The organism is Idiomarina sp. ST20R2A10 (assembly GCF_051842345.1).
GTDB classification, from domain to species: Bacteria; Pseudomonadota; Gammaproteobacteria; order Enterobacterales; family Alteromonadaceae; genus Idiomarina; species Idiomarina loihiensis.
In genome coordinates, this window is sequence record NZ_JBNIEY010000004.1 from 60449 (window position 1) to 80749 (window position 20301).

The 20301-nt window shown below is 45.9% G+C and carries 14 protein-coding genes; 2 read left to right on the forward strand and 12 right to left on the reverse strand.

What is annotated here, in order from left to right; translation table 11 throughout:
- Positions 1 to 102 precede the first annotated feature (102 nt).
- Positions 103 to 1314, forward strand: coding sequence for a tyrosine-type recombinase/integrase (locus tag ACP7H9_RS07700; RefSeq protein ID WP_439222512.1), 1212 nt, complete (start codon positions 103 to 105; stop codon positions 1312 to 1314).
- A 43-nt stretch (positions 1315 to 1357) separates the two neighbouring features.
- On the opposite strand, the gene ACP7H9_RS07705 is transcribed toward ACP7H9_RS07700, so the two are convergent.
- Together ACP7H9_RS07705 and ACP7H9_RS07710 are read right to left on the reverse strand one after the other, a co-directional pair.
- Complete coding sequence (locus ACP7H9_RS07705) at positions 1358 to 1636, reverse strand: helix-turn-helix transcriptional regulator (RefSeq protein ID WP_439222513.1); 279 nt, start codon at positions 1634 to 1636, stop codon at positions 1358 to 1360.
- On the reverse strand, positions 1593 to 1724 hold the full coding sequence (locus ACP7H9_RS07710; RefSeq protein ID WP_439222514.1) for a hypothetical protein: 132 nt from the start codon (positions 1722 to 1724) through the stop codon (positions 1593 to 1595). The genes ACP7H9_RS07705 and ACP7H9_RS07710 overlap by 44 nt, the downstream gene beginning before the upstream one ends.
- A gap of 196 nt (positions 1725 to 1920) precedes the next feature.
- Between ACP7H9_RS07710 and ACP7H9_RS07715 the strand changes: the two genes are divergently transcribed.
- Entirely contained in the window at positions 1921 to 3921 is a 2001-nt protein-coding gene (locus ACP7H9_RS07715; protein ID WP_439222515.1) for a hypothetical protein, read from the forward strand.
- 17 nt (positions 3922 to 3938) lie between these two features.
- Here the strand turns inward: ACP7H9_RS07715 and ACP7H9_RS07720 are convergent, their stop codons facing one another.
- Genes ACP7H9_RS07720 through brxC form a run of 10 tightly spaced genes read right to left on the reverse strand, consistent with a single transcriptional unit; the run spans position 3939 to position 20301 of the window.
- Positions 3939 to 4433: a hypothetical protein gene (locus ACP7H9_RS07720; protein ID WP_439222516.1), complete on the reverse strand. Its 495-nt coding sequence runs from the start codon at positions 4431 to 4433 to the stop codon at positions 3939 to 3941.
- A complete protein-coding gene (locus tag ACP7H9_RS07725) occupies positions 4433 to 5011 on the reverse strand; it encodes a type II toxin-antitoxin system MqsA family antitoxin (RefSeq protein ID WP_439222517.1) in 579 nt (192 codons plus the stop codon). Before ACP7H9_RS07725 ends, ACP7H9_RS07720 begins: the two co-directional genes overlap by 1 nt.
- Positions 5012 to 5021: 10 nt before the next feature.
- On the reverse strand, positions 5022 to 5447 hold the full coding sequence (locus ACP7H9_RS07730) for a hypothetical protein (RefSeq protein WP_439222518.1): 426 nt from the start codon (positions 5445 to 5447) through the stop codon (positions 5022 to 5024).
- Positions 5448 to 5501: 54 nt separating this feature from the next.
- Positions 5502 to 6383: a restriction endonuclease gene (locus tag ACP7H9_RS07735; protein WP_439222519.1), complete on the reverse strand. Its 882-nt coding sequence runs from the start codon at positions 6381 to 6383 to the stop codon at positions 5502 to 5504.
- Positions 6376 to 7161 (reverse strand): hypothetical protein, encoded by a 786-nt coding sequence (locus ACP7H9_RS07740; protein WP_439222520.1) that lies wholly within the window; start codon positions 7159 to 7161, stop codon positions 6376 to 6378. Before ACP7H9_RS07740 ends, ACP7H9_RS07735 begins: the two co-directional genes overlap by 8 nt.
- 26 nt (positions 7162 to 7187) lie before the next feature.
- The gene (gene brxL / locus ACP7H9_RS07745; protein ID WP_439222521.1) at positions 7188 to 9236 is read right to left on the reverse strand and encodes a BREX system Lon protease-like protein BrxL; all 2049 of its coding nucleotides are present in this window, start codon (positions 9234 to 9236) and stop codon (positions 7188 to 7190) included.
- Positions 9236 to 11560, reverse strand: coding sequence for a BREX-1 system phosphatase PglZ type B (gene pglZ, locus ACP7H9_RS07750; protein WP_439222522.1), 2325 nt, complete (start codon positions 11558 to 11560; stop codon positions 9236 to 9238). The genes brxL and pglZ overlap by 1 nt, the downstream gene beginning before the upstream one ends.
- Positions 11560 to 13356: a DUF262 domain-containing protein gene (locus ACP7H9_RS07755; protein WP_439222523.1), complete on the reverse strand. Its 1797-nt coding sequence runs from the start codon at positions 13354 to 13356 to the stop codon at positions 11560 to 11562. Before ACP7H9_RS07755 ends, pglZ begins: the two co-directional genes overlap by 1 nt.
- Position 13357: 1 nt before the next feature.
- Positions 13358 to 16849 carry an N-6 DNA methylase gene (locus ACP7H9_RS07760; protein ID WP_439222524.1) on the reverse strand — a complete coding sequence of 1164 codons (3492 nt, stop codon included), beginning with the start codon at positions 16847 to 16849 and terminating at the stop codon, positions 13358 to 13360.
- Positions 16849 to 20301: a BREX system P-loop protein BrxC gene (gene brxC, locus ACP7H9_RS07765; RefSeq protein ID WP_439222525.1), complete on the reverse strand. Its 3453-nt coding sequence runs from the start codon at positions 20299 to 20301 to the stop codon at positions 16849 to 16851. The genes ACP7H9_RS07760 and brxC overlap by 1 nt, the downstream gene beginning before the upstream one ends.

Sequence of the window (20301 nt, forward strand, 5' to 3'; positions counted from 1 at the left end):
TCCGAATTAATGGTGAGTACAATGGTTAGTACTCACCACCTATTGACTTCAATTTACTGGTGAGTGCATTATTGTCTGCATAGATAGCGTATGGAGACAGGTGTGGGTGCGTTAACCGTTAAACAATTAGATCGTTTGGTAAGGATCGGAGATCAAGTCAAGATCTCTGACGGGCGAGGTTTGTACTTCGTGATTCCCAAGCGCGGAGAGCCCTATTTTTCTTACCGATTCACAAATCATCTTGGTAAACGACGCGAAATGACCCTGGGTCAGTATCCTGCCTTGTCCCTCGCGCAAGCTCGTAATGTTGCGGAGGAACATCGAAATGCTGTGAGGCAGGGCCAGGACGTTATTGTTGAGGCGCAACGAGAAAAATGGTTGAACTTACAGACTTGCGACGACGTTTTCAAAGATTGGTATGAGAATGATTTAAATGTTCGGCTGAAACATCCAAATATTCCCAAACGCCTTTACTCCAAAGAAATCTCACCGGTGATCGGTACATTAGCAGTTGGTGAGGTTACGGCGAGAGATATACGCGAAATCATTCGGCGAGTGCGTGAGTCCGGTCGGCCTTCCATCGCAAATGATGTTTTGATGTATGCAAAGCAATTTTTTAACCATGCGATACGTCTAGACTTAACACAAAACAATCCGGCTTCGGCCTTTCGGATAAGCGATGCTGGCGGCGTTGAAAAAAGCAGAGATCGTGTGCTGACTTACGATGAAATAAAACGCGTTTTCAAAGTGATGAGAGACCACCAACCTTCATTTGGGCGGTCTAATTACCTGGCGTGCTGTTTGTTGCTGCTACTGGGGGTGCGGAAATCTGAATTACTACAGTCAAAATGGTCAGAATTTGATTTAGAAGAGCGCGTTTGGAGCCTGCCAGCGGCTCGGAGTAAAACCGAGGTCGCAATACGAATACCTCTCACTGATATTGTTGCGGGCTTCTTGCAGGAATTAAAATTTATCGCAGGAGCTAGTGAGTACGTCTTTCCCGCGCGTCGTACGTCAGGTCGAGCATACGTGAGCGATGACACGCTCAACAGGGCGATCGGTAGCCTGTTTGGTGTCTACTGGGGAAGAGAGGTAAAAGCAAAAATTAAAGATATCGAGTATTTTCGTGTTCATGATCTGCGTCGCACATGTCGCTCGCTGCTGGCTGAGCTCAGAATAGATTCACATATTGCAGAGCGTTGTCTGAATCACAAACTAAAGGGTGTTGAGCACGTCTATAATCTTCACGACTATTTCAACGAGCGCCGCGATGCATTAGAAGTTTTGGCGAAACATTTAAAGCCGATCTTGTAGTGTTCAGAAAGTTGAATTGGGGGCGATATTGCCCCCGGAATTTTCACGAGAGCTCAAAAAATAGAATTAAATCGCTTAACAAGTACCTGTTTTTGTTGTCGATTTTTCGCGGTTTAGGAGCTCTGTTTTGTGTTGTTAAACGGTACCATGTTGATCTGCTGATTCCTGTCGCTGCTCGTCGCTGTTTCTCATCAAGTAGCTTCTCGCTAACTTCGTGCCGCCGCAAAGCATCAGCTCGTTGTTCTGGCGAAACATCAAAAATTACAGGTGCACGATTTCTAAATTTCGTCGTTGTCATAGTCATCACTCCAGTTCTGTTCATCAAAGTCTTCAAAAGCCAGTTCGTCATGAAACTCGCGGTTTTCAAATATGTATAAAAGCTCATCAAGTATTTCGTTTACACGTCTCATAAGCAGTCCTCGTTGATTGAAGGAGCACTAATTTTGAACGAAAAAAACGAGAGTGATTTGAACAGAACCCTCGAATTTGAGGGGTCTAAATGATCAATGTTGATAAACCAGCTGATGTTGGCTATTTATTAACCAAGTTGATGTTTTTTTAGAGTGCACAGCTATTTATCAGTAGTTGCAGAGTAAGAGGTGTTTTATGCCAGCAAGTTTAAAATTAACTGAACTAATAGCAGAGGCTGCAAAGCAACAAGTGAAAATTGTTGCTGCGTCGCCGGACGGTAATTTCATCCCAATTGATGTGTGTTCAGAAAAGCACTTTAAAGCAATCAAAAATGTTTATCTTGTTGGCTGTGAAAAGCACAAATTTGCATATTCAATAGATGACCCTAGCGCTGGGAAAATATCAACAGCAACGTTGTATCGCCGGATGGAGAAGTCTCAGTGCTTCTGCCCACTTTGTGCCCAAGAGGAGGGCGATAAAATCGCATTAGGACACTGTGGTGCGCGAGTTTATGACGCGTTAAAAAATAATAAAGCGCTTATTAAATACGGTTTTCCTGATATTTTACCGCGATCACAGTTAAAGCGTGACTCGTTTGTAATTTTAAAATGCTTACAGTGTGGCGGAAATAACAAGAAGACAGTTAAAGACATTCTGGAGAGTTCTCGTCGTCTGTCGCACGGATACGAACTATGCAAAAAATGTGCGCAAAAAGCTAGCTCTTCACATCTTAAGTATACGCTTGCTGATGTGCAAAGTGCTGCCGATAAAAATCGGATAGTCTTGTTATCAATACAAACGCCGGGTGGGAAAATCTTAAAGCCGGAAATTGATGATCCCGCAACTAAAGTTAGTGTTAATTCAGAGTGTAAGATTACGTGTAGCCAAAAAGCTCACCAGGCCCGATGGCGAAAAACAACTCGTGTAGTTGTGTTATTAAGCGGAGCAACTGGTTGCAAGATCTGTGCTGCAGTTGTAACGCAAAATGAAATGTTTGCGTATGCATTGATTAACCAGTTCATACCGGAGAGAGAAATAGAACTTTTCGCTTCTCTAAATTGGCTTGGCCGCCAGCATCTTGATTTATATATAGAAGATAAGTGTTTAGCGATAGAAGTCGACGGAAGCCAGCATAAAAATAAAGCGTCACCTCGTTTCAGTAAAGCAAACGAGGAGCGTGACGCACGAAAAAATAAACTTGTTCGAGAGCAAAACATCAGACTAATTCGCCTTGATTGTTCCGGTGTTGAGAATTTATCTAGTGCTGCGTCGTCGCGAGAAAGAGCGTCAGTTGCCATTTCTCATTTTTTACCTGTTTTAGCAAATGGTGCTCCGGATATATTTGATACGAAATCTTCTTGTGGCATAACCCTTTTAGACAAAGTGCACGACTCTTATTTGAAGCTTGTAAAAGAATTAATTCCCCGTATTTATGAAGAGAAAAGGCAAAGATTTCATGATTATTGCAGGCGTGTCGGTATCAAAGTGCTTGGTGAGTACCTGGCAGATCACTTAGAAGTAAAGGTCTGGTGTCCACATGAGCAGGAAAGGATGCGGCGCCCGATGGATATCATGGCCGGCATGGGCCAACACTGCTGCAGAGTTTCGGCGAAAGGAACTAAAGCATCTGTATTAAGGGCTGCTGAACTAGCTGCAGACCAAGGCTACTTGATTGATTTTAAGCGAAGCCCAGCAGATCTGAATGACGAAAGTATTCGAGCAAGAACAAAGTTCTCTATAGTGTGTCCATGTGGCCAAAATTATTCAGATTCAGCAAGTATTAATGCTCTACAAGGTGGCCGATATAAGAGGTGCTCGTGTTTTACGAGCAGTGACGCAATACTTGCATCTTATAAGCAATCCGGCTCGCAATGGAGTTACGATAAAAATCAATTAAAATTCCTTACTAAACCAGCTATTAAAACCAGGCAGTTAAAAAATGAAAGAAAAATTGAAGGAGAATATCGACTATTAGAGCTGACACTAGCTAATCGTTTGCTTAACCGGCAAAAAGTACTGGAGCTTCTCGAAAAAGAAGGTTTGGACTCGACAGATGATCGGATCAGAAAAATTTGGAAAGCTCTGAAAATGCGGAGTAAAAATAGGTATATGAAGCCAGAACCTTTGGCCTATTACAGACAAAAATTGAAGCATCTCCATCAAACTGAAGATGCTGGGCGTCCGCTCATTTACTAAAGTTGAGACCTTATTATCTACTCAGCTTCTTCGATAGGTGCAGATTGGAAGCGGACGGTGGGCATCATGACGCGAGGAAGGCGTAAACGTTCGCAGGTTGAAGTTAGGAACTCTCGCCAATATGGCCAAACGTGTATGCCACTGTTCTTGAATGCAAACTCTTTGAGATGCTCTTCAGCAACGTCGCTTTTTAGGAGGTAACATGCAACGATTTCGCACTCAATATGAGCCAAAACATTTTGCTTAATATCATCTTCCGACGCTTCTTCATCGTCAGTTAAAGTCCAACGCAAGCCAGCATCAAAAGTAAAATAAACCAACTTTTTATTATCGCTTTCTTCCTGTGCTAAGCGTTTAACACCAAACTTTTGTTGCAAACAGGCTTGCTCTGAAGACGTTGATGCATTTTTTAAGAAAAATTCGCGCTCTAATACGTCAGCATTAATTGACTCAAAATATACATCTTGGATAACCAAGTTCTCAGTAGCCTGCTTAAGACCATCGCTAAGCATTATTGGCACTCTCCCCAATAATTAATATGTTCTTCTTTTACTTCGTAGGCTCTTTTAGGCTCCGCTGCTTCGGCAAGTATACTTGCCCCGTCACTTTCATTGGCGGCTTCTCTGCCTATTGAAGACCATAGAGGCTGATGGAACACTTGCACATTAGTTGAAACTCCGGCTTTTCGTTTTAAATAACTGAATACCGGAGGAAATTCTGCCGCTATTCTTAGCAATTTATCCATGCCTTCAGATTGAGTAACGTCATCAGCTTCATACTTGGCAAAGGCGACACTGCCGCCACCAAATATTTGGGCTGCTTCCGACTGTTTTAATCCTAACTGCTTTCGAATAGCTAAGACCTCAGAGCCCGTAAGAAGGCCATTAACTTCCTTTTTAAAGGCCACCATGCGGCGTTTATTATCACGAGTTTGTTGAGGTAAGGTAACTTCGACACCACATACATCGCACTCGCAAAAATCATTGCGTAGGTCTTTGCTAACACTTTTATAGGTGACTGTGTTCACCCCTTGTTTTTCTTCTAAGGTTCCTTCCCCACACAAGTCACACATCATTGGATGCTTGCTCATGTTTCCTCTCCTATGTTGACGGATGGCATGACACCATCAGCAAAAGTTTGCCGTTCTGATTGATGGCAAACTTCAAATAAATTTCGCATTCCATTTCTTTTGCTACAGCTTCTACCCATGTTTTTTCGATGACAACGTAATCATCACAGGCAGCAATAGCTTTGTTGCTTATGCGACACCATACTGATCGCCTGTAACGTCCGCCACTAACCGCTTTTCTTATGAGTAGAGCGAGTTCTTCATTGTCTAGCTCTAAATTCTGAACATCTCTACTGCACTTTTGGGTCGATAGTCTTATCGACTCACTATCCGCAAGCAGAGCGTTCACTTCTTTAGCCGAATAAAGCGGACCGCCTTTTATGTCCCGATTGTCATTATCATCCCAGTTTGCTGGTGGGTTGTCGCAAAAGCGGCTAAGTACTTTATCATTTACCATTATGGTAAGTCCATTTCATTTTTCAAGTATCTCAAATTCGATAATGTCGTAAACTTAAAGCGACAAAAACCAATCTGGCCGCAGCGTTACTTTCTCCACCAACTCAGTTTTTACACCAAGCTCTAGCTCCTTGAGCTTATCCGCTAATTGCTCTCCATCGATAAGATCAATAGGCGGTACACCGTCACGGTTGGCTTCATCGATTGCGCCTTTGGTGAAGGTGCCAGTGGTAATGAATAACCCCCGATCCGAGCGTCCGACGGTAGCGCCACGGAAGTCACGTATCTCGGAGGCCCCTACAGAGCCACGGTATTTCTTGCACTGGAAAGCAATATGAAAGCTCATTAGCCCGTTTATACGAGCAATTCCACGGCCATCGATACCGCCGTCGCCGGTTCTGCCTGTGACTTCAACATGAATAAATCCAGACTCACGAAGAATACGTTGGGTTAATCGCTCGAATGCATCTGGGCTCATTTCATCAATCAGGACCTTGTGAAGTTGTTCACGCCAAGCTTCGGCTTCATCTGGTAGCGTGCTATCTGCTTCTTCAGCCTGTTCGCTACTGATAGCTTCTGTATTTTTGTTAGTGCCGTACCCATCAAGTTCACGAACAAACCTAACAATTTCTGATGAATCCACTTCCGGATTTTTTCGCGCTTTTTCCGTTAGAGCCCAAACACCGCGTTGCGAATTTTCTAAGTATCCTGCTTTTTTCAGGTAGGTTCGGGCCCAGGCTAATCGATATGCAATTTTTGGTTGGCTCGACTTTTCTGGGTTTTGCAAAACCGAGGTAATTTCTTCCGGATAACCTTCTTGCTCAATTACCTGTTCAAACATTTCATCGACAGAAGCTGACCCACCAAGTGCGACGAGCGCTTTCAATAAAGGGTTCATTAAACGATCGTATGTAGGTACGCTTTGAGTATCAGGCATCAGAAAACCCTCGTATGAAACAGTTGGGGCAGTGGTATTTTTTTAGATAAGCTCTCACTGTGGTATGAACAAACTCTTTTGCATCATCGTGAGACATCGTTGAGCTTGGCTCTGCCCATCCTTTTTCGCCATGTCGGGCATCCGGACCAAGTAGCGCGAATGAGTTAGCCGTACCAGTAAAAGCAGCTTTATGTTGTTGGTTTATAGAAAGGTCCGCTACAGCTTTTTTCTCGCCTCCGCAATAGTATGTAACGGTATCCCATATTGAATACAAATTTCGCCAGTCAAACCCGTATGATATTTGTCGTAACAACTTCGATATTTCATCTCGACTTTCAGCCATGCGAACGCGGGCGGAGATTCCCGTGTCCTTTATTTCAATCAATTCCGAAGCTGAAAGGTTTTTAGTAAAAGGCTTTAATGGGGGAATTTCACTTAAATTAAAATGTTGGGAATAGGTTGAATAGTCGTCAAGGCCTGGACTCTCTAAATCAGAGTATAAAGCTTCCCTAAAACGTAGTTTGTCATTTATAAAAATATTATTAAAACCCCAGTGAATAGCTGCAGCGCCGTTGATTAATTCCAATAATCCTTTAATTTTTCCTAAGACAACGTTTAAGTCTGTCTCTCCGTTCAAGTGAACAGATTCAAGGAAATACGCTTCTCCTAAATGATCTTCGCTGTCCTCAAAAATACAAAAATCCGGTGACTTCACCCAATCGTTGAAGTTATACAGAACTTGCCGATTACCTGATAACGGTACTAGCCATTTCCTCATGATTGCACCTCCTTGTTCAAAAAGTTTTACTCCACCAACGCTTTCAAAAGTGCATCCCGCGCATCCTGGTAAAACTGGATATCGACCTTTGTAGCCATGTCGTCTGACAAATCATAAAGCTGTCGACGAGCGGTTACGGGCATCAATAGCGCTGTAGCCCCTTTTTCCACTGCTAGCTCAGCAATGTTCACAGCGTTATGTATCGGCTCAATTGAGCCGCCAAGGTTAATTTCGCCGACGACAATCAGGCCGCCTTTTATGGGCTTCTTAAGTAGCGAACTGCTAATAGCTAAAAGCACTGAAACACCGAGTTTTGAGCCTTTTTTGGCAGCATCAAAAGCGCGTAGCTGAATTGAATATTCGTGAGCTCTGGGGTCTCTGTCGCCAACTAGCTGCATTCCTCGCGCGTAAAGGTTCTGCTCGGCATAGCGTACAGACTCTTTAAATGGGGCAGGCACAGGGTTATTTAATATTTTCACACCTGAGCCGGGTCCGGCATTGACTTCAATGCGATACAGCCCGGAGTTATCACCTGTATCCTGACCACCCTCGCTAATGGTCCAAATCTGGCCTGGCTCTAGCGGGTCGTCGCCAATTTCGTTGTCAGAGCGTAGCTCTGGCGTAGCGACAAATTTTTCGACGCCATCATCACCAATAAAGTAGCTAAAATGCGTGTTTCTAAATTCCGCTGCACCAATGCGCTTTTGTTGTTCCTTAACACGGCGACGTACTTCAAGTGCTAACCTTACTGCCCACTCAAGGTCTTCATCACTCACTTGCATGGTTGGGCTTGGGTAAATTAACTTCAGCAAGCCTGACGCGGTTTTATTAACGGCATTAACATCGCGGCCGCTTAATGCCCCGCCAAAGTGCACGCGATTCTGCAATACACTGACACGGCTCTGGAAGCGCAATCGGCTGAGACACTCAGAAAAGAAGTCACTGACCAGACCAAAATGATCCGTTACCAAGTCGGCGCTCATTTTAGGAATGTCCCACCCAGGGAGATAACCATGGATACGATCCATCCATGCCGTGTCGTCACGCATTTCTTCTGGCAGTGGACCAAATAAGTGACCCACTCGTTGTTGGTGCTCAACATCAACATCAAAGTTACCGACAAACACCATAGAGCCGTCCGCGCGAATATTTTCCTTTCCGCGGGAGAACTCACCGGACTCCATATAGCCTTTCATAATGTTGATGCCTTCTTTGGAGTCAAATGAAATACCACTGATTTCATCAAAGCACACCACATCGTATTGGCATACCAAGCCCCGCGCACCTGTCGCGTTATTGACGAACATCTTGGCAATGGTTGCTTTACCGCCAGAAATTAAGTGAGCGTAGGGCGATACTTGCTGGAATAAGTGACTTTTACCGGTACCGCGCGGGCCGAGCTCTACCAGGTTATAGTTGCGTTCAACAAAAGGAACCATCCGAAGGAAAACAGCGTCTTTTGCACGCTCTTCCAGCGTGCTTGGTTCTAGCCCAATACCGCGAAGAATAAAGTCTTTCCATTCCTCAGTAGAAAACGACGCACGCGCCTCACCGAGCGTATCCAGAACATCACGCTTGGACAGCTGAATTGGTCTCAACTCGCGAATACCAAAAGCGTTGCCTTTTTCTTCAGCAATTAAACTGTCGTATTCCAAGGTGATTTCGGCATAAAAACCGCCGGTGAGCAGTCTTTCGTTATCATCGACAATCGAATCACTGATGCGTACCTTATTAAGCTGAATACTGGGTAACGAAGCTAGGTAGCCATTATCTTTTTGGCTGAATCGTGCGCTAACCAGGTCGATAAGTTTCACCGTACCGTTTTTATACGCCTTTGCTTTAAACAGCTCTTCTTCACCGGCTCTAACTGTTCGTGACTCGAGTTGCTTCTGAACAATGGCTAATCCTTCGTTGATCTCATCGGGATCGGTACTCGCACAATAGCGACCCAGCATGAATTCAACGACATAGGTTGGTACGGGAAACTGCCTTGCAAAGGTGCGAACTAAATCTTTGCGAACCAGGTAACCTTCAAGTGCTTGCGCAGCCTTCAAATCAAGTGTGTCTAATTCCATTAATCATCACCTCCAACAATTGTGGGCTGCTTCGCCAGTAAGTTACCGGCATCATCGAGTAACACGACAACAGCTGATGTTTGTTCAAACTCATCATCGACCATTAATGTGCACTTTCCATCTTTTAACGGCTTGCGCGGACTAATTTCAGTCTCCGCATTACCAGGCTGAGTGCGAAGAACAGCAACCACACCGTCTCCTTCAGTGTCACAGCTTAACTTGCACATCAAGCGAACCCAGCGTAATTCAGTTATTGACGCAGAAACTGAAGGAGTCGCTACCGCAGGTTGGTTATTTACAACATCAATCACCGGAGTGAAACATTCCTGCAGGCTCAACCCGCCGTGGTCATAGTGTTTACCCGCAACAAAGTTTCGCACACCGGGCGCCATCGCTACGGTAACATCCTGATTCCAGTACCAACCTACTTTTAAATGTTCCGTCTGGACATTGTCTTTGACCAGTGCGCATCGTCCCCAACGGGTTTCGGTCAAATACTTGGCAATATCCACTTTGGCCATGGTATTCGGAGTTAAGAGCCAGCCATGGTCGGTAACAATACGAATACGTCGCCACCCAGCAGAAAATAGGTCTTCAACGCGTTCTACAATCTCATCAAGCAAGGGATCAATGCGCGTGGCCAATTTCAAACCTTTAACGTGGCCTTCTTTATCGATATCACCGCTTTGCACCCAGGCATTGCTTGTAGGATCGCCGGTTTCAGTTTCCGATAGGTAAACCCACCCTTTTTCCGAAAGAAACTTCTTTAAGTAGTGCGAAGAAAAGGAGGTGTTGTCGTCCTTTAAGCTGGGTTGAAAATCTTTGTCGCTGGTACGGCCGGTAAGTTTTTCATGTACCGGTGTAACGGCTGCTTTTGCTGTGGCCGTAACGGAGGGCAAAGCCGCCCAGTCATTGGTTAGCGTCAGCTCTCCGAGTCTCTCTAACCGTCGACAGAGACGCTGCGCGACATCAAATCGCAAGCCATCTACAAAAAATACAACTTCTCCGCCAGCTTGGTACTCGGCAGTTGACTCTCTAGCCACTAACTCGCCGTTATAACCGTACTGCTTAACCAGAGCTTGGAAGTTGTTATTAATTTCTTCGAGCCAGGGGGTATAAATAATCGTCAGTAACCCTTGTACTAGCTCTTGATGTTGGTTTTTAAGAGGATAAGCCAGAGCACGCAAGACCTGGTCGTCGGCCTGCCAGAAACGTTCTTTGTACTGCTCTGCCATTTCGTCAACGGTTGAGCCGTTGAACGCGTGCTCTGTTAAGTCAGCTATCATAGCCAGATGCTGAAGAATCCCCGCCATGGGTGATAAGTCGAGGTTATACCAAATCCAGTCACGGCGATCGGCATGTTGCTTTTCCAGTGCAAGCAATGATTTACGAACGTCAGAGCTTGAATGGCCACTTACAAGCTTTGAGAGTTCTGCTTCAAGCTTTTGTTCTTCTTTTTCATTTACCGCAGGATAGCTGGCACCATCAGCCGCTAAGTCTGGCTCGACTTTTAATAATAAATTCGGTATTTCCGAATAATGCGTGCAAGTTTCGGCGTAACGTTGCCAAACCGCTTCCCAAGGGCCTTGATGTCGGCATAGCAATTGTGCCGCAGTAAGCTCGCCATCTGTTTTCTGATTAAAGTGAAACTCGGTTTCCCAAATGCTCACTAACGCATCCCAGCGCTTATCGTCCCAGCGTTCTCGAGAGGGTTTTGGCTCGTTCATCCAGGTTAATAAATCACGAATAGGGTCACTTGATATCAGCTTATTGAAGTCAGGCGCTTCGAGTCGTTTATTGGCTAAGTCACTGCGCTCGCTTTCTAAAATTTCAGGCAAAACTTTTAATAGCGCAGCTTGGGTACTTTTATCCGCAGCAACATCTAAACCCGCACCGCCGGAGGTAGAGAGAAGAAACGCATTGACGGTCCAGTCTCGACCTGCTGTGTTATAGACCCACCAGCTGCCCCGGTATTGCAGTTCTGCCAGTGGCTTTAGTTCTTCCGGGCATTTGGCAATTGCACGCAAATCACGACGCTCGTAACCCGGCAAATAAATGATCGGTGTTCTGTCATTGGGCAACTCAAATTCGGGCAGTGTGTTTTCAATTACACACTTGAGCCAAATCGCAGGGCCTTGGCGCTTATCCGGCTGATAATCACCAAGCACCAATAACTCTGGCATTGCCGCTTGCAGTAATGGCAATGCAGATTCCCACTGACGCAATTTATCAGTCCAGAGTACAACCGAAGGTGCTACCTGAATATTGGAGTTATACGTGGCACTGGAACGTATTTCGTCGCACAGGATATCGAGTAGTTTCATTACGAACTGCCTTTTGTTTCTGACAGTGAATACTTCTCAGCAATACGGTCGACCAGCTGTTTTGTTCGGCGCTCAATTTTCTCAACAGTCCAAGCTGTTGCGTCCGCTAATTCTCGGTTTAGGTATAGACCGTTATTGTAGCCGACAGGACGGCCTTTCTTATCTTTCCTAGACTGCTTTTCCTCAAAGCTTTTATTGCCAAGCGAACTGTTGTATCCGGAAATTGTGAGATTCCCAAGTCGATGAGCGTATTGCTCCCGATGATCATTAGCTAACTTCCGGTTTCCGTCAGCAATCATATCGACCCAAGCGTCAGGAATATTTTCTCCTTGTGGGAAAATATGCTCAATGGTCCATACATAGTGCTTGCCTTTGGTTGCCCACAAATCAAGTTGGCGTTCTCGGGTCATTTGTTCCTCTTCAAGAGCACATAAAACAAACCGACACACGGCTTTATTATCTTGATAAATCGCTCCGTTCAAGTTCTCTTTAAAGTACTCGTCCGAAGAGCTATGGCGGGTAAGCTTTTCTTTTACTGTGACTACAATGTCTTTGCCTTGAAGGCTAAGGCAGCTTTCCGCAACATCCATAAATATGCGGTTTAAGTCTCTTGTTGGGGGGAGATCTGTTGTGTTTCGGCGAACAAAAAAGCGAATCAGGAACTCAGTAATTTCTTCAAAATGTTCTTCGCTTAAACTCAAGCTTTCTCGTTTATCAAACAGTATAAGCAGCAGAAGATAAGCGGATGCAGCTTGGATGCGCTCCAGTGATAAAAGGAGGCTACTAAGTTTTGCGTTGTCTAATGGGGAGCTATTAGTTAGATTTGCGTAAATTGCTGATAAACGTACCATTTCAGCTAAGAAACGCTGAGGGTCATGTGATATCAGCTTTTCGTAAACCTGCATCAAGTTTGACTTTGTCGCTACTGGAACAGCAATAATTGAACGCAGTTCGGTCCTATAAGCATTGTAATACTGTCGGAAAAAACGCTCCTGGACCGCATAGTCATCACCAAGTGCGTCCATTACACGCTTCCACTTATCATAGTTCTCGTCAATACTGCCTGGCTCGGTGCTCTCTAAAGTTGCTAATAGCTTGTTTTTAATGAGATCAATTGCGGTGAGAGGGACACCTCGGTTATTCAATGACTCGAATAAGGTGTACGCATCAGAATGACCGCCAACCTCAATTTTCACTAAGGTTGCAGTATTCACTTTTTCCAATAAATCTTGTATTGGCGTATCTCGGTTATCATTTTCAGCGAGAAAAGAATTTATGCGCTCAACAAAATATCGGTACGCTCGAACGAGGCGTCGCTTGCCCGCATTAGCCGGCTTCGATACATCTTTTAAAAGATCAGCCAGGCATAACACGTAAAAGTAGTCTTGCTGGTTACTATTCTGAACTTGAGGAATAAGGCGGGATTGCTTAGGGTCCCGTCTCAAGACCAGTTTTCCTTTAAGTTTTAACAGTTCAAAGTTTTCTTCATCTGATAGATCGTCCTGTGACTTTAATACTGAGTAAACAGCCGCAAGCAGTAACGATATCGTGGTCATCCGTTGCTGACCATCCACAACCTCTAACGATTGAGTAGCTAGGGTGTCTTGCGCTTGATTGATGCAAATAATAGAACCTAAGAAATAACCTGAATCATTCTCAATCAAATCATCGAACAGGCGCTCCCACTGACCTTTTCCCCAGGTGTATTCACGTTGATAGCGAGGTATGGTGTAAATCACATTGCTCTCAATGTCGAGCAAGGTAGAAATAGGGTAGTTAAATACCGATTTAATCATTTTAGACGTCCTTATCCCGTGCTTTTTGCTTTTCCGCCAAACTTAAATGATGCTCATTTATACGCGCGCCTAGCTTGTCACTGTACTCTGGACCGAGGTGATACCATGGGGCGGACTCAACGTCGGTGCCACGGTCTTTTTTCCAGTGAATATTGGGTTTGGCGCGCAGTACGCCGGCGCCTTTCTTGCCCATGTCTTTGGCGAGCATTAAGGGGCGAATGTTGAGGCGAACACCGTCGTTTAAGTCTGGGTTCCAGCCAATGGGTTGCTCTTCCAGTGGTTTCCAACGCACGAAAATGTCGTAGGGCTTTTCGCCGGTAAGGATATTTTCGAGTTCTTTTTTTAGCGTTTGTGCAGCGGCTAAGCGAATATCGGCACCATCAACGCCGCTCGCGACCTCAGCTTGTTGGGTGCTGATCCAGTCACCTAGGTAGGTGTAAATCAAGCGCTCTAAACCAGCTTTGTCAAGTTTATGATAGTTCACTAGCACGCTAAAGCCGTCTTTCAAGCCGTCCCAGATTTGCCAAATGAATGGGCGGTGCTGGAATAACTTACAGTGCTGTTCAAAGAACTTTTCACGTAACCAAGCAGCCAGCGATTTACTTCCCACGGTATCTAGTAATTGGTTTCTAAGGTTGGTGGTCCAGGCATCACCGTAGGCAGCCTCTAACATGGCTTCTAAACGCAGCTCAGCGGCTTTCTCACCACGTACGGCAGGCAAGCAGACAATTCCATCGTCATCGACAAAAGGAGCAAGCGTTTTACAGCGCTCAACCCAAGTGCGTTGTTCGTCCGCCAGTTCCATTTCAGCGTCAAGCTCTGCCGGCCACTGGTAGCCCAGCAAGCGAGCAACCGCCACTTGTAATACCGTATCATCGACACGCAGATCGGATTCGACCGTCCACTTTTGCTCTTCATCCCAAACCACCGAGCCACAGGGGTGACCATGGAAGATCCATTGTGTCGGGTCGTTGGTGTAGGGCTTTGGTAAACCATGGGGATATTTTTCTTGGGCTACTTTGGTCCAATGAGCAAGATCGAAGGGAATTTTAACCAACGTTGCATTAGTTACATTCTTTTTTTTGTCAATCTTCCTTACTTCATCGTGAAAATCCTGACTAGCGCAAAAAGACCAAATTGCGGGCAAATTAACTTCAACCGTAGGAATTATTGCCGCACTAGATTGATCGTATAGTTCCCCGGAGTACAAGGTGGCTGGAAGAGTTCGAGTTTGTCGGATAGCAATACCAGTTCTACCCCACGCTTCTTTTCCTTTGATGTATGCTAATGGGGAAGTTTGAAGTTTACCCTCTCCTTGTTCCCAGCGAATCGCACCTTCTCTTCCATTAAATTTTTCAGTATTAGCACACGGGAGCTGAAAAAAGCTCCAAGTTCGGTTTGGCCATTCTACTTCATGAAAATAAATGACAAACTGTGGTGTATCTCCGTTTTGAAGCCCAACATAGGATCCAGCTAACTTTAAAAGTAAAGGGTGACTGCTGGGTTCAAAAAGACCTATTCTAAAATCAGGATTACTTAGTTGCTGTGTTTGAGAGTAACTTTCCGCATTGCTCGTTTTAAGGTAAATAGTCTTATCTTGCGCTCCCTTCTGAGATGTTGCATTGATACCAAGATACGTGTTGTCGCCTTCTGGCTTTCCCTTCGTGAAAGAGATTAGTGCAGTAAAAGCGCCTGCAGCCTGCTTACTTTCAAATGCATGCTCACCTAAGTCGACAATGCTGTTCCATTTTGCCTCTTTTAATAGGTTCTCACGAACTCTTTTGTAAGACTTTAAAAATAGCCATTCGTGCGGCGTTACAATCGATGCGGTACCTCCATTAGCAAGAAAGTCTCGTACCCTCAAGACAAATGCTGTTGCAAGGTTAGGCTTTCCTAAAGAATACTGTTCACCGATAAAATTTTGGGCAACTTTTACTAGTTGTTTTGTCTCTTTGAAAGGCACATTGGTGATGACCCAAGTGTATTGCATGGAAAGTAACTTAGCAGCTTTGACCAAGCCTTGCGCCACAATCCCAGCCTCGCGTTCCTCCGATAACCGACGCACAGCACTGCCGGTTTCCGCTTGGATTCGCTCATCTTCGGTCAGAATGTCTGTAAGCACGGTATCGAGCTCATCCCACTGCGCTATTTTTGCCGCTTGTAAGCGTTTGGGGTTAATTAAACTGCCAAGCACTGGGGCGTCTTTAAAGGTTTGGTACATCCAATCCAGCGCAATGGTCAGGTTTTGCTTGCCCGCTTTTTTGCTGAGCTCTTTCCATTCGTCTTTGGCGGCACTAATCGACAGGCCACTGCAAGCAAGGTGTAGCTCTGGCAAGGTGCGATAACCACCTGCGTTTGGGTAACGCCAGGCTTCCAGCGCCACGGCAAAAGCGGCTAGCTCAACGCAGCGTTGGTCAAGCTCTAAGCCATGCAGATTCTCTTCAAGTACGCGGTCTACGGCTGCCTTAGCGGATAAGCCTTCCAGTTCCATCCGCATGGGTACCAGCATTAAAAATGCGGCGACTAAAAAGTGGCCAGAGCCGCAGCACGGGTCGAGGGTTTTAAGTTCACTTAATTGGCTTGGCCAGCCTTCAAAAAAGCCTGAGGCCGGTTGCCAGCGTTCGTCTTCTTTGATAAAACGGAGGTAATTCAGTGGTACGCCATTAATGGAGGCTTTTTCGCGCAGCTCCTGTTCACTCTCGGCGTTGGCGCAGTCATGCTCATTCAATCGTTTGCCAGCCCACCAAGCGCCCAAGCTGTTATCGAGCAGGAAGTTAACCATGTAGGGTTCGGTAAATAACTGAGTCACTGGCGAGAGTTCATCCGCACCAATTTTCACTTCCGATTTGTTCACTTCCTCTTTGCGTTTGCTTTGCCAGAACTGATAAACCCAGCCTAAGCTGTCCTGCGCCTGAAACACTTCCGGCGCCAAGCCCATGACTAATGCTTCTAACTCACGTTGAAGTTCTAAGGCAAACTGCAGTTGAAACACGGGTGAATCTGTACGGAAAATTTGTGGCAACATCTTGGATGCCAATACACCAGCAAGCTCCCAGCCGTTGCTGCAGGCTTGTTCTAGCTCGTCTTGAAATACGCCCTCTTCGATAAGTTCGTTACAGTCTTGCAGTGTTACTGAGGTATGCTGGTCGTACATCAACAAGCCATTTTGCTCAAGGAAGCGAGCAAACAACATACGATGCCAGTGCTCATAAGCAACTTCAGTAACCAGTTTATGAATAGTTTGCTCGCCGTTTTCGTAGCGGACATCGCCGAGTTGACGACCATGAGCACGCAGTCGGTTTCTTAGCGCGCGTTGCCCTTCCGTAAAATAGTCCGGCGGTTGTTTGTCGCCCACAGCATGGCGTTTTAATGCCTGCGTTGCTGCTTCTTCAGCAATATCACGGGCTTTTATTACTGTGCGTTCTAAACCTGATCGTAGCGCTTTATCAAGGGCTTTTCGGGTTGAAGATGAATTTGCTATTACTGTCGTCATCAGAAAGTCACCGGTCCGTCATTTAACTTCGCTAATACGTCTTTTTTCACCTGCTCTAGCCAGGCATCTAATTCTGCTTCGGTGTTGACCGTCACCCGCGGGGTACTGTAGCGCTGTACTTTGGGTAACAGGAGCTCTACTGCCTCTTGGCGCGCGTTTTCAAATTTGCTGGCCAGGGATTCTTTGCGATCACTCCATTGTCCGAGCGATACCGAGTCTAATGCATCAATGAGTGACTCAGTGGTTGATAAGTCAGGGGCTGCAACTTCATGGAGTGCGCGCTTGTCCAAAATTTGCTGCTGTTGTTCGTGAGACAGTTGTTGCCAATGCTCATCGTTGGTTAGCGATTCTAAACCGCGTTGATATTCCGCTTGGTACGCGTCAATGCGATGGCGTAAGGCCTCACGCAGTTTAGTGACTAACTCTTTGATAATACCGCTAACAGGGTTGGGCTCATCGAGTATTGAACGGTTTTTAATAATGGTATCAGCGAGCTCTTTTGCCGGCGCGTAGAAAGCTAAATCCTTACTGATATCGAGCAAGTCATTAAGTTGACTCCAATCGGTACGTCGTTTGGTAATTTTCTCGGCCGTTTCCTGCCATTCAAGCAAGGTATCCGTTATGTCACTTTGGTTTTCTAAAATGACATTGAGTTGTGCATTGCCGGACTGACGAGCAATATCATCAAAAATCTGAGTGTCTGGTTTGGCAGGGAAAGGCGCCGGCCCACATGCGCTTTCTGCCAGATCGCGACCTTTCTCAGCTAATAGCGCCGCTTTGGCTTTTTCCTCTCCGGATTCGCACTTGATACCCGCCGCGTTGATCACACGTCGAATCTTGATCATATCAACGGTTCTAATCGTTAACTTCTCAGGCCGGAAGGTGGTGTGCGGTAATTGTTTACGTTCAAGTTCAGACGCTTTTAAGCCAGGTTCGGCAATTAATACGCCGGCCGAAATCATGGCGTAGATTGCTCCCTCAACGGTATCTTGTGACCAGCCGTAAGGTGGGTTCTGAAATTCTTCACGAATTTCTTTGCCTTGCTTCGACACGCCAATGAAGTTTTTGATTTTGGCGCATACCGGATGCTTTTCGGCATCGTCTTTATGACCAATGGCCTCAAGAGCATTTTGTCCGCCGTCTTTACGTGCGCGTTCATAGACTTTCGCCCAGCCCGGGTGGTCGGCGCTATCAAAATCTCGATATAAACGTACGACGGATGCTTGGCCGGCTTTTTCTACGCGCTCTGTAATGGTATTACCGTCAACTTCGTTGCCGCCAGCTTGCAATACCATGACGCCTTCAAAAATTTCTTTTAATAAGGTTTCTACGTTGCGGTCAGCATCACGCTTACGGGTCTCCATGGCACTGCGAGCGTCTTTACCTGCTTCAGTACCGGGAATGCCGCGTTTTTGTAGCGTAGCGTCAGCAGCATGAGCTGCAATAATGGCAGACGATAACTCTGAACGGTTACGAGCCGGGATAAACAGGAAGATCGTTGGTTTTTCCGGAGCCATCCGACGAGCTTCTGTTAGAACATCCTTCTCGGTACTACTCCAGCCGTCTTGGATCCAAACATAAATTTTCTTATCGGCATCGCGTGGTAGCTCTGACTCGAAACATGGCAGTAACTGGCGAACTTCGTTGGTTTGCCCCTGTGTTAGTCGGACTTGGCCCAGTTCCTGGCGAACTTTTTTATGGATCATGTCCATCCGCAGGTTGTCGACACGTTGCATATTGCCTCGCAGGTCAACTTCCTCTTGCCGGAAGGTGTCGTACCACTGGGCACTCTCTTGCGTTTGCACGCGGTACTCTGTTCCCGCTGCCGTTTGCATTGCCATAATGTGGCCATCGTCGACAAGCTCTTCAAGTAACTTAGGTACGGCGGTGCGGATTGAGTCTTTCCCTTGGTCAAGATCATCGATGAGCAAGTCTGAGAGCATTTCAGCAGTAGCACGAACACCACTGTCAGCGGCCGGCTCCGTTGGTAACTTACCTATCAATAACACCAAAGAAAGAATACGTGATTTGAGTTTACTGCTTTCATCTCCCGCGGCAAGGCGACCGATAATCTCGCCCATTTCTTTTGATATCACGCCGGTTTGAATCAAGTTCACGGAAATTTGGTCGTAGATAAAGTCTGCGGGTACAACGTGTCCTAAAGGCTTGTCAGCAGTCGCTTGCGCTGCTTCGTGGATAACTTTTAACTGGTTACGCAGCTGAGAAACGGTACCCGTGGTGTCGACGATACGAAGTACTTTTTCCCAAAAACGACGGCGGACGGGTAGTAGCGGGTAGTCGGCAACCATGACTTTTTCATCATCACGATGAAACTCGATACGTGTCCCGCGTAGCTGACGCGAAATCTCTCCAAGGTGCGACTTAAGCACATTATCGATATCGGGTTTAGCCGCTTCTTTCTTTTGCAGAATTACTTTACGAATAACAGCTTCTACATCGGTATCGGAGAGTTGAATTTGTACTTGGAAGCGACCCATTAATTTTTGCAGGCTCGGTGTTCCGGATAACGAGCTTTGGCCGGTTCCCACGAACAAAATGCGCCCTCTTAATGCAGAAGCTTTACAGCAGGTCTCTACGACTTCCTGTATTGAATAGGATTTTTCGGTATCGGAGCCGATATATTGCTGAACCTCATCAAGCACAATAACGGTTAACGGGCATTTGCCGTCGACAGACAGCGACTCTTGAATGGCATTAACCATCTGGGTATTAGTCACGTCAGATACGTGTGGATACTGCTCTTTTAGCAGCTGACGCATTTGTTTAATGTCATCCGCTAATGTCGGGTCAGCCTCTAATAGTGCCCCTGCAATGCTGCGTGACATGTATAAATCGTCAAGCTCATCTAACCAGTCATCATCTTCTGCTTCAACGGCCGCTTTGACTTGTTCGTAAAGCCCTTCTTTTTTCAGCCACATGACAAATCGTGCCTGATGATATTGCTCGGGCAGTCCGGCTGATTTGAAAATTATATTCAGTAACGCCAGGCGAACATTGTTGTCAGCACCGGAACCCAGCGTGCCAGATGCGGCGTGTAGCCCACCATAACGTTTCGCCTGATTACTCAGTTCGACAAAGTGTGCCTGGAGATCTTCGGGTAGGTCAGCCACATCACGTGCGCTGGCTCCGTCTTCAAATGTTTGGTTAACCCATAATGCGCGCAACATTTTCGCAAGGTGCGATTTACCTGAGCCAAAGAAGCCAGAAATCCACACGCCGGGCTGCTCATGGTCGTCGGTCAGGTTGCGCAAGTAGGTTGACAGAATTTTATCTAAACCTTTTTGGTACTGGCCGTCGCAAACGAATGTTTGTAGCTCATAACGCAGTGTTTTCAGTGCCTGTGACGTTTGGTCGTCTTTAACATCCGCCACACCGTTATTTTCTAAACGGTTTTCTTGCGGGTCGAGCTGGTAAATATCGCGGTTTAACAT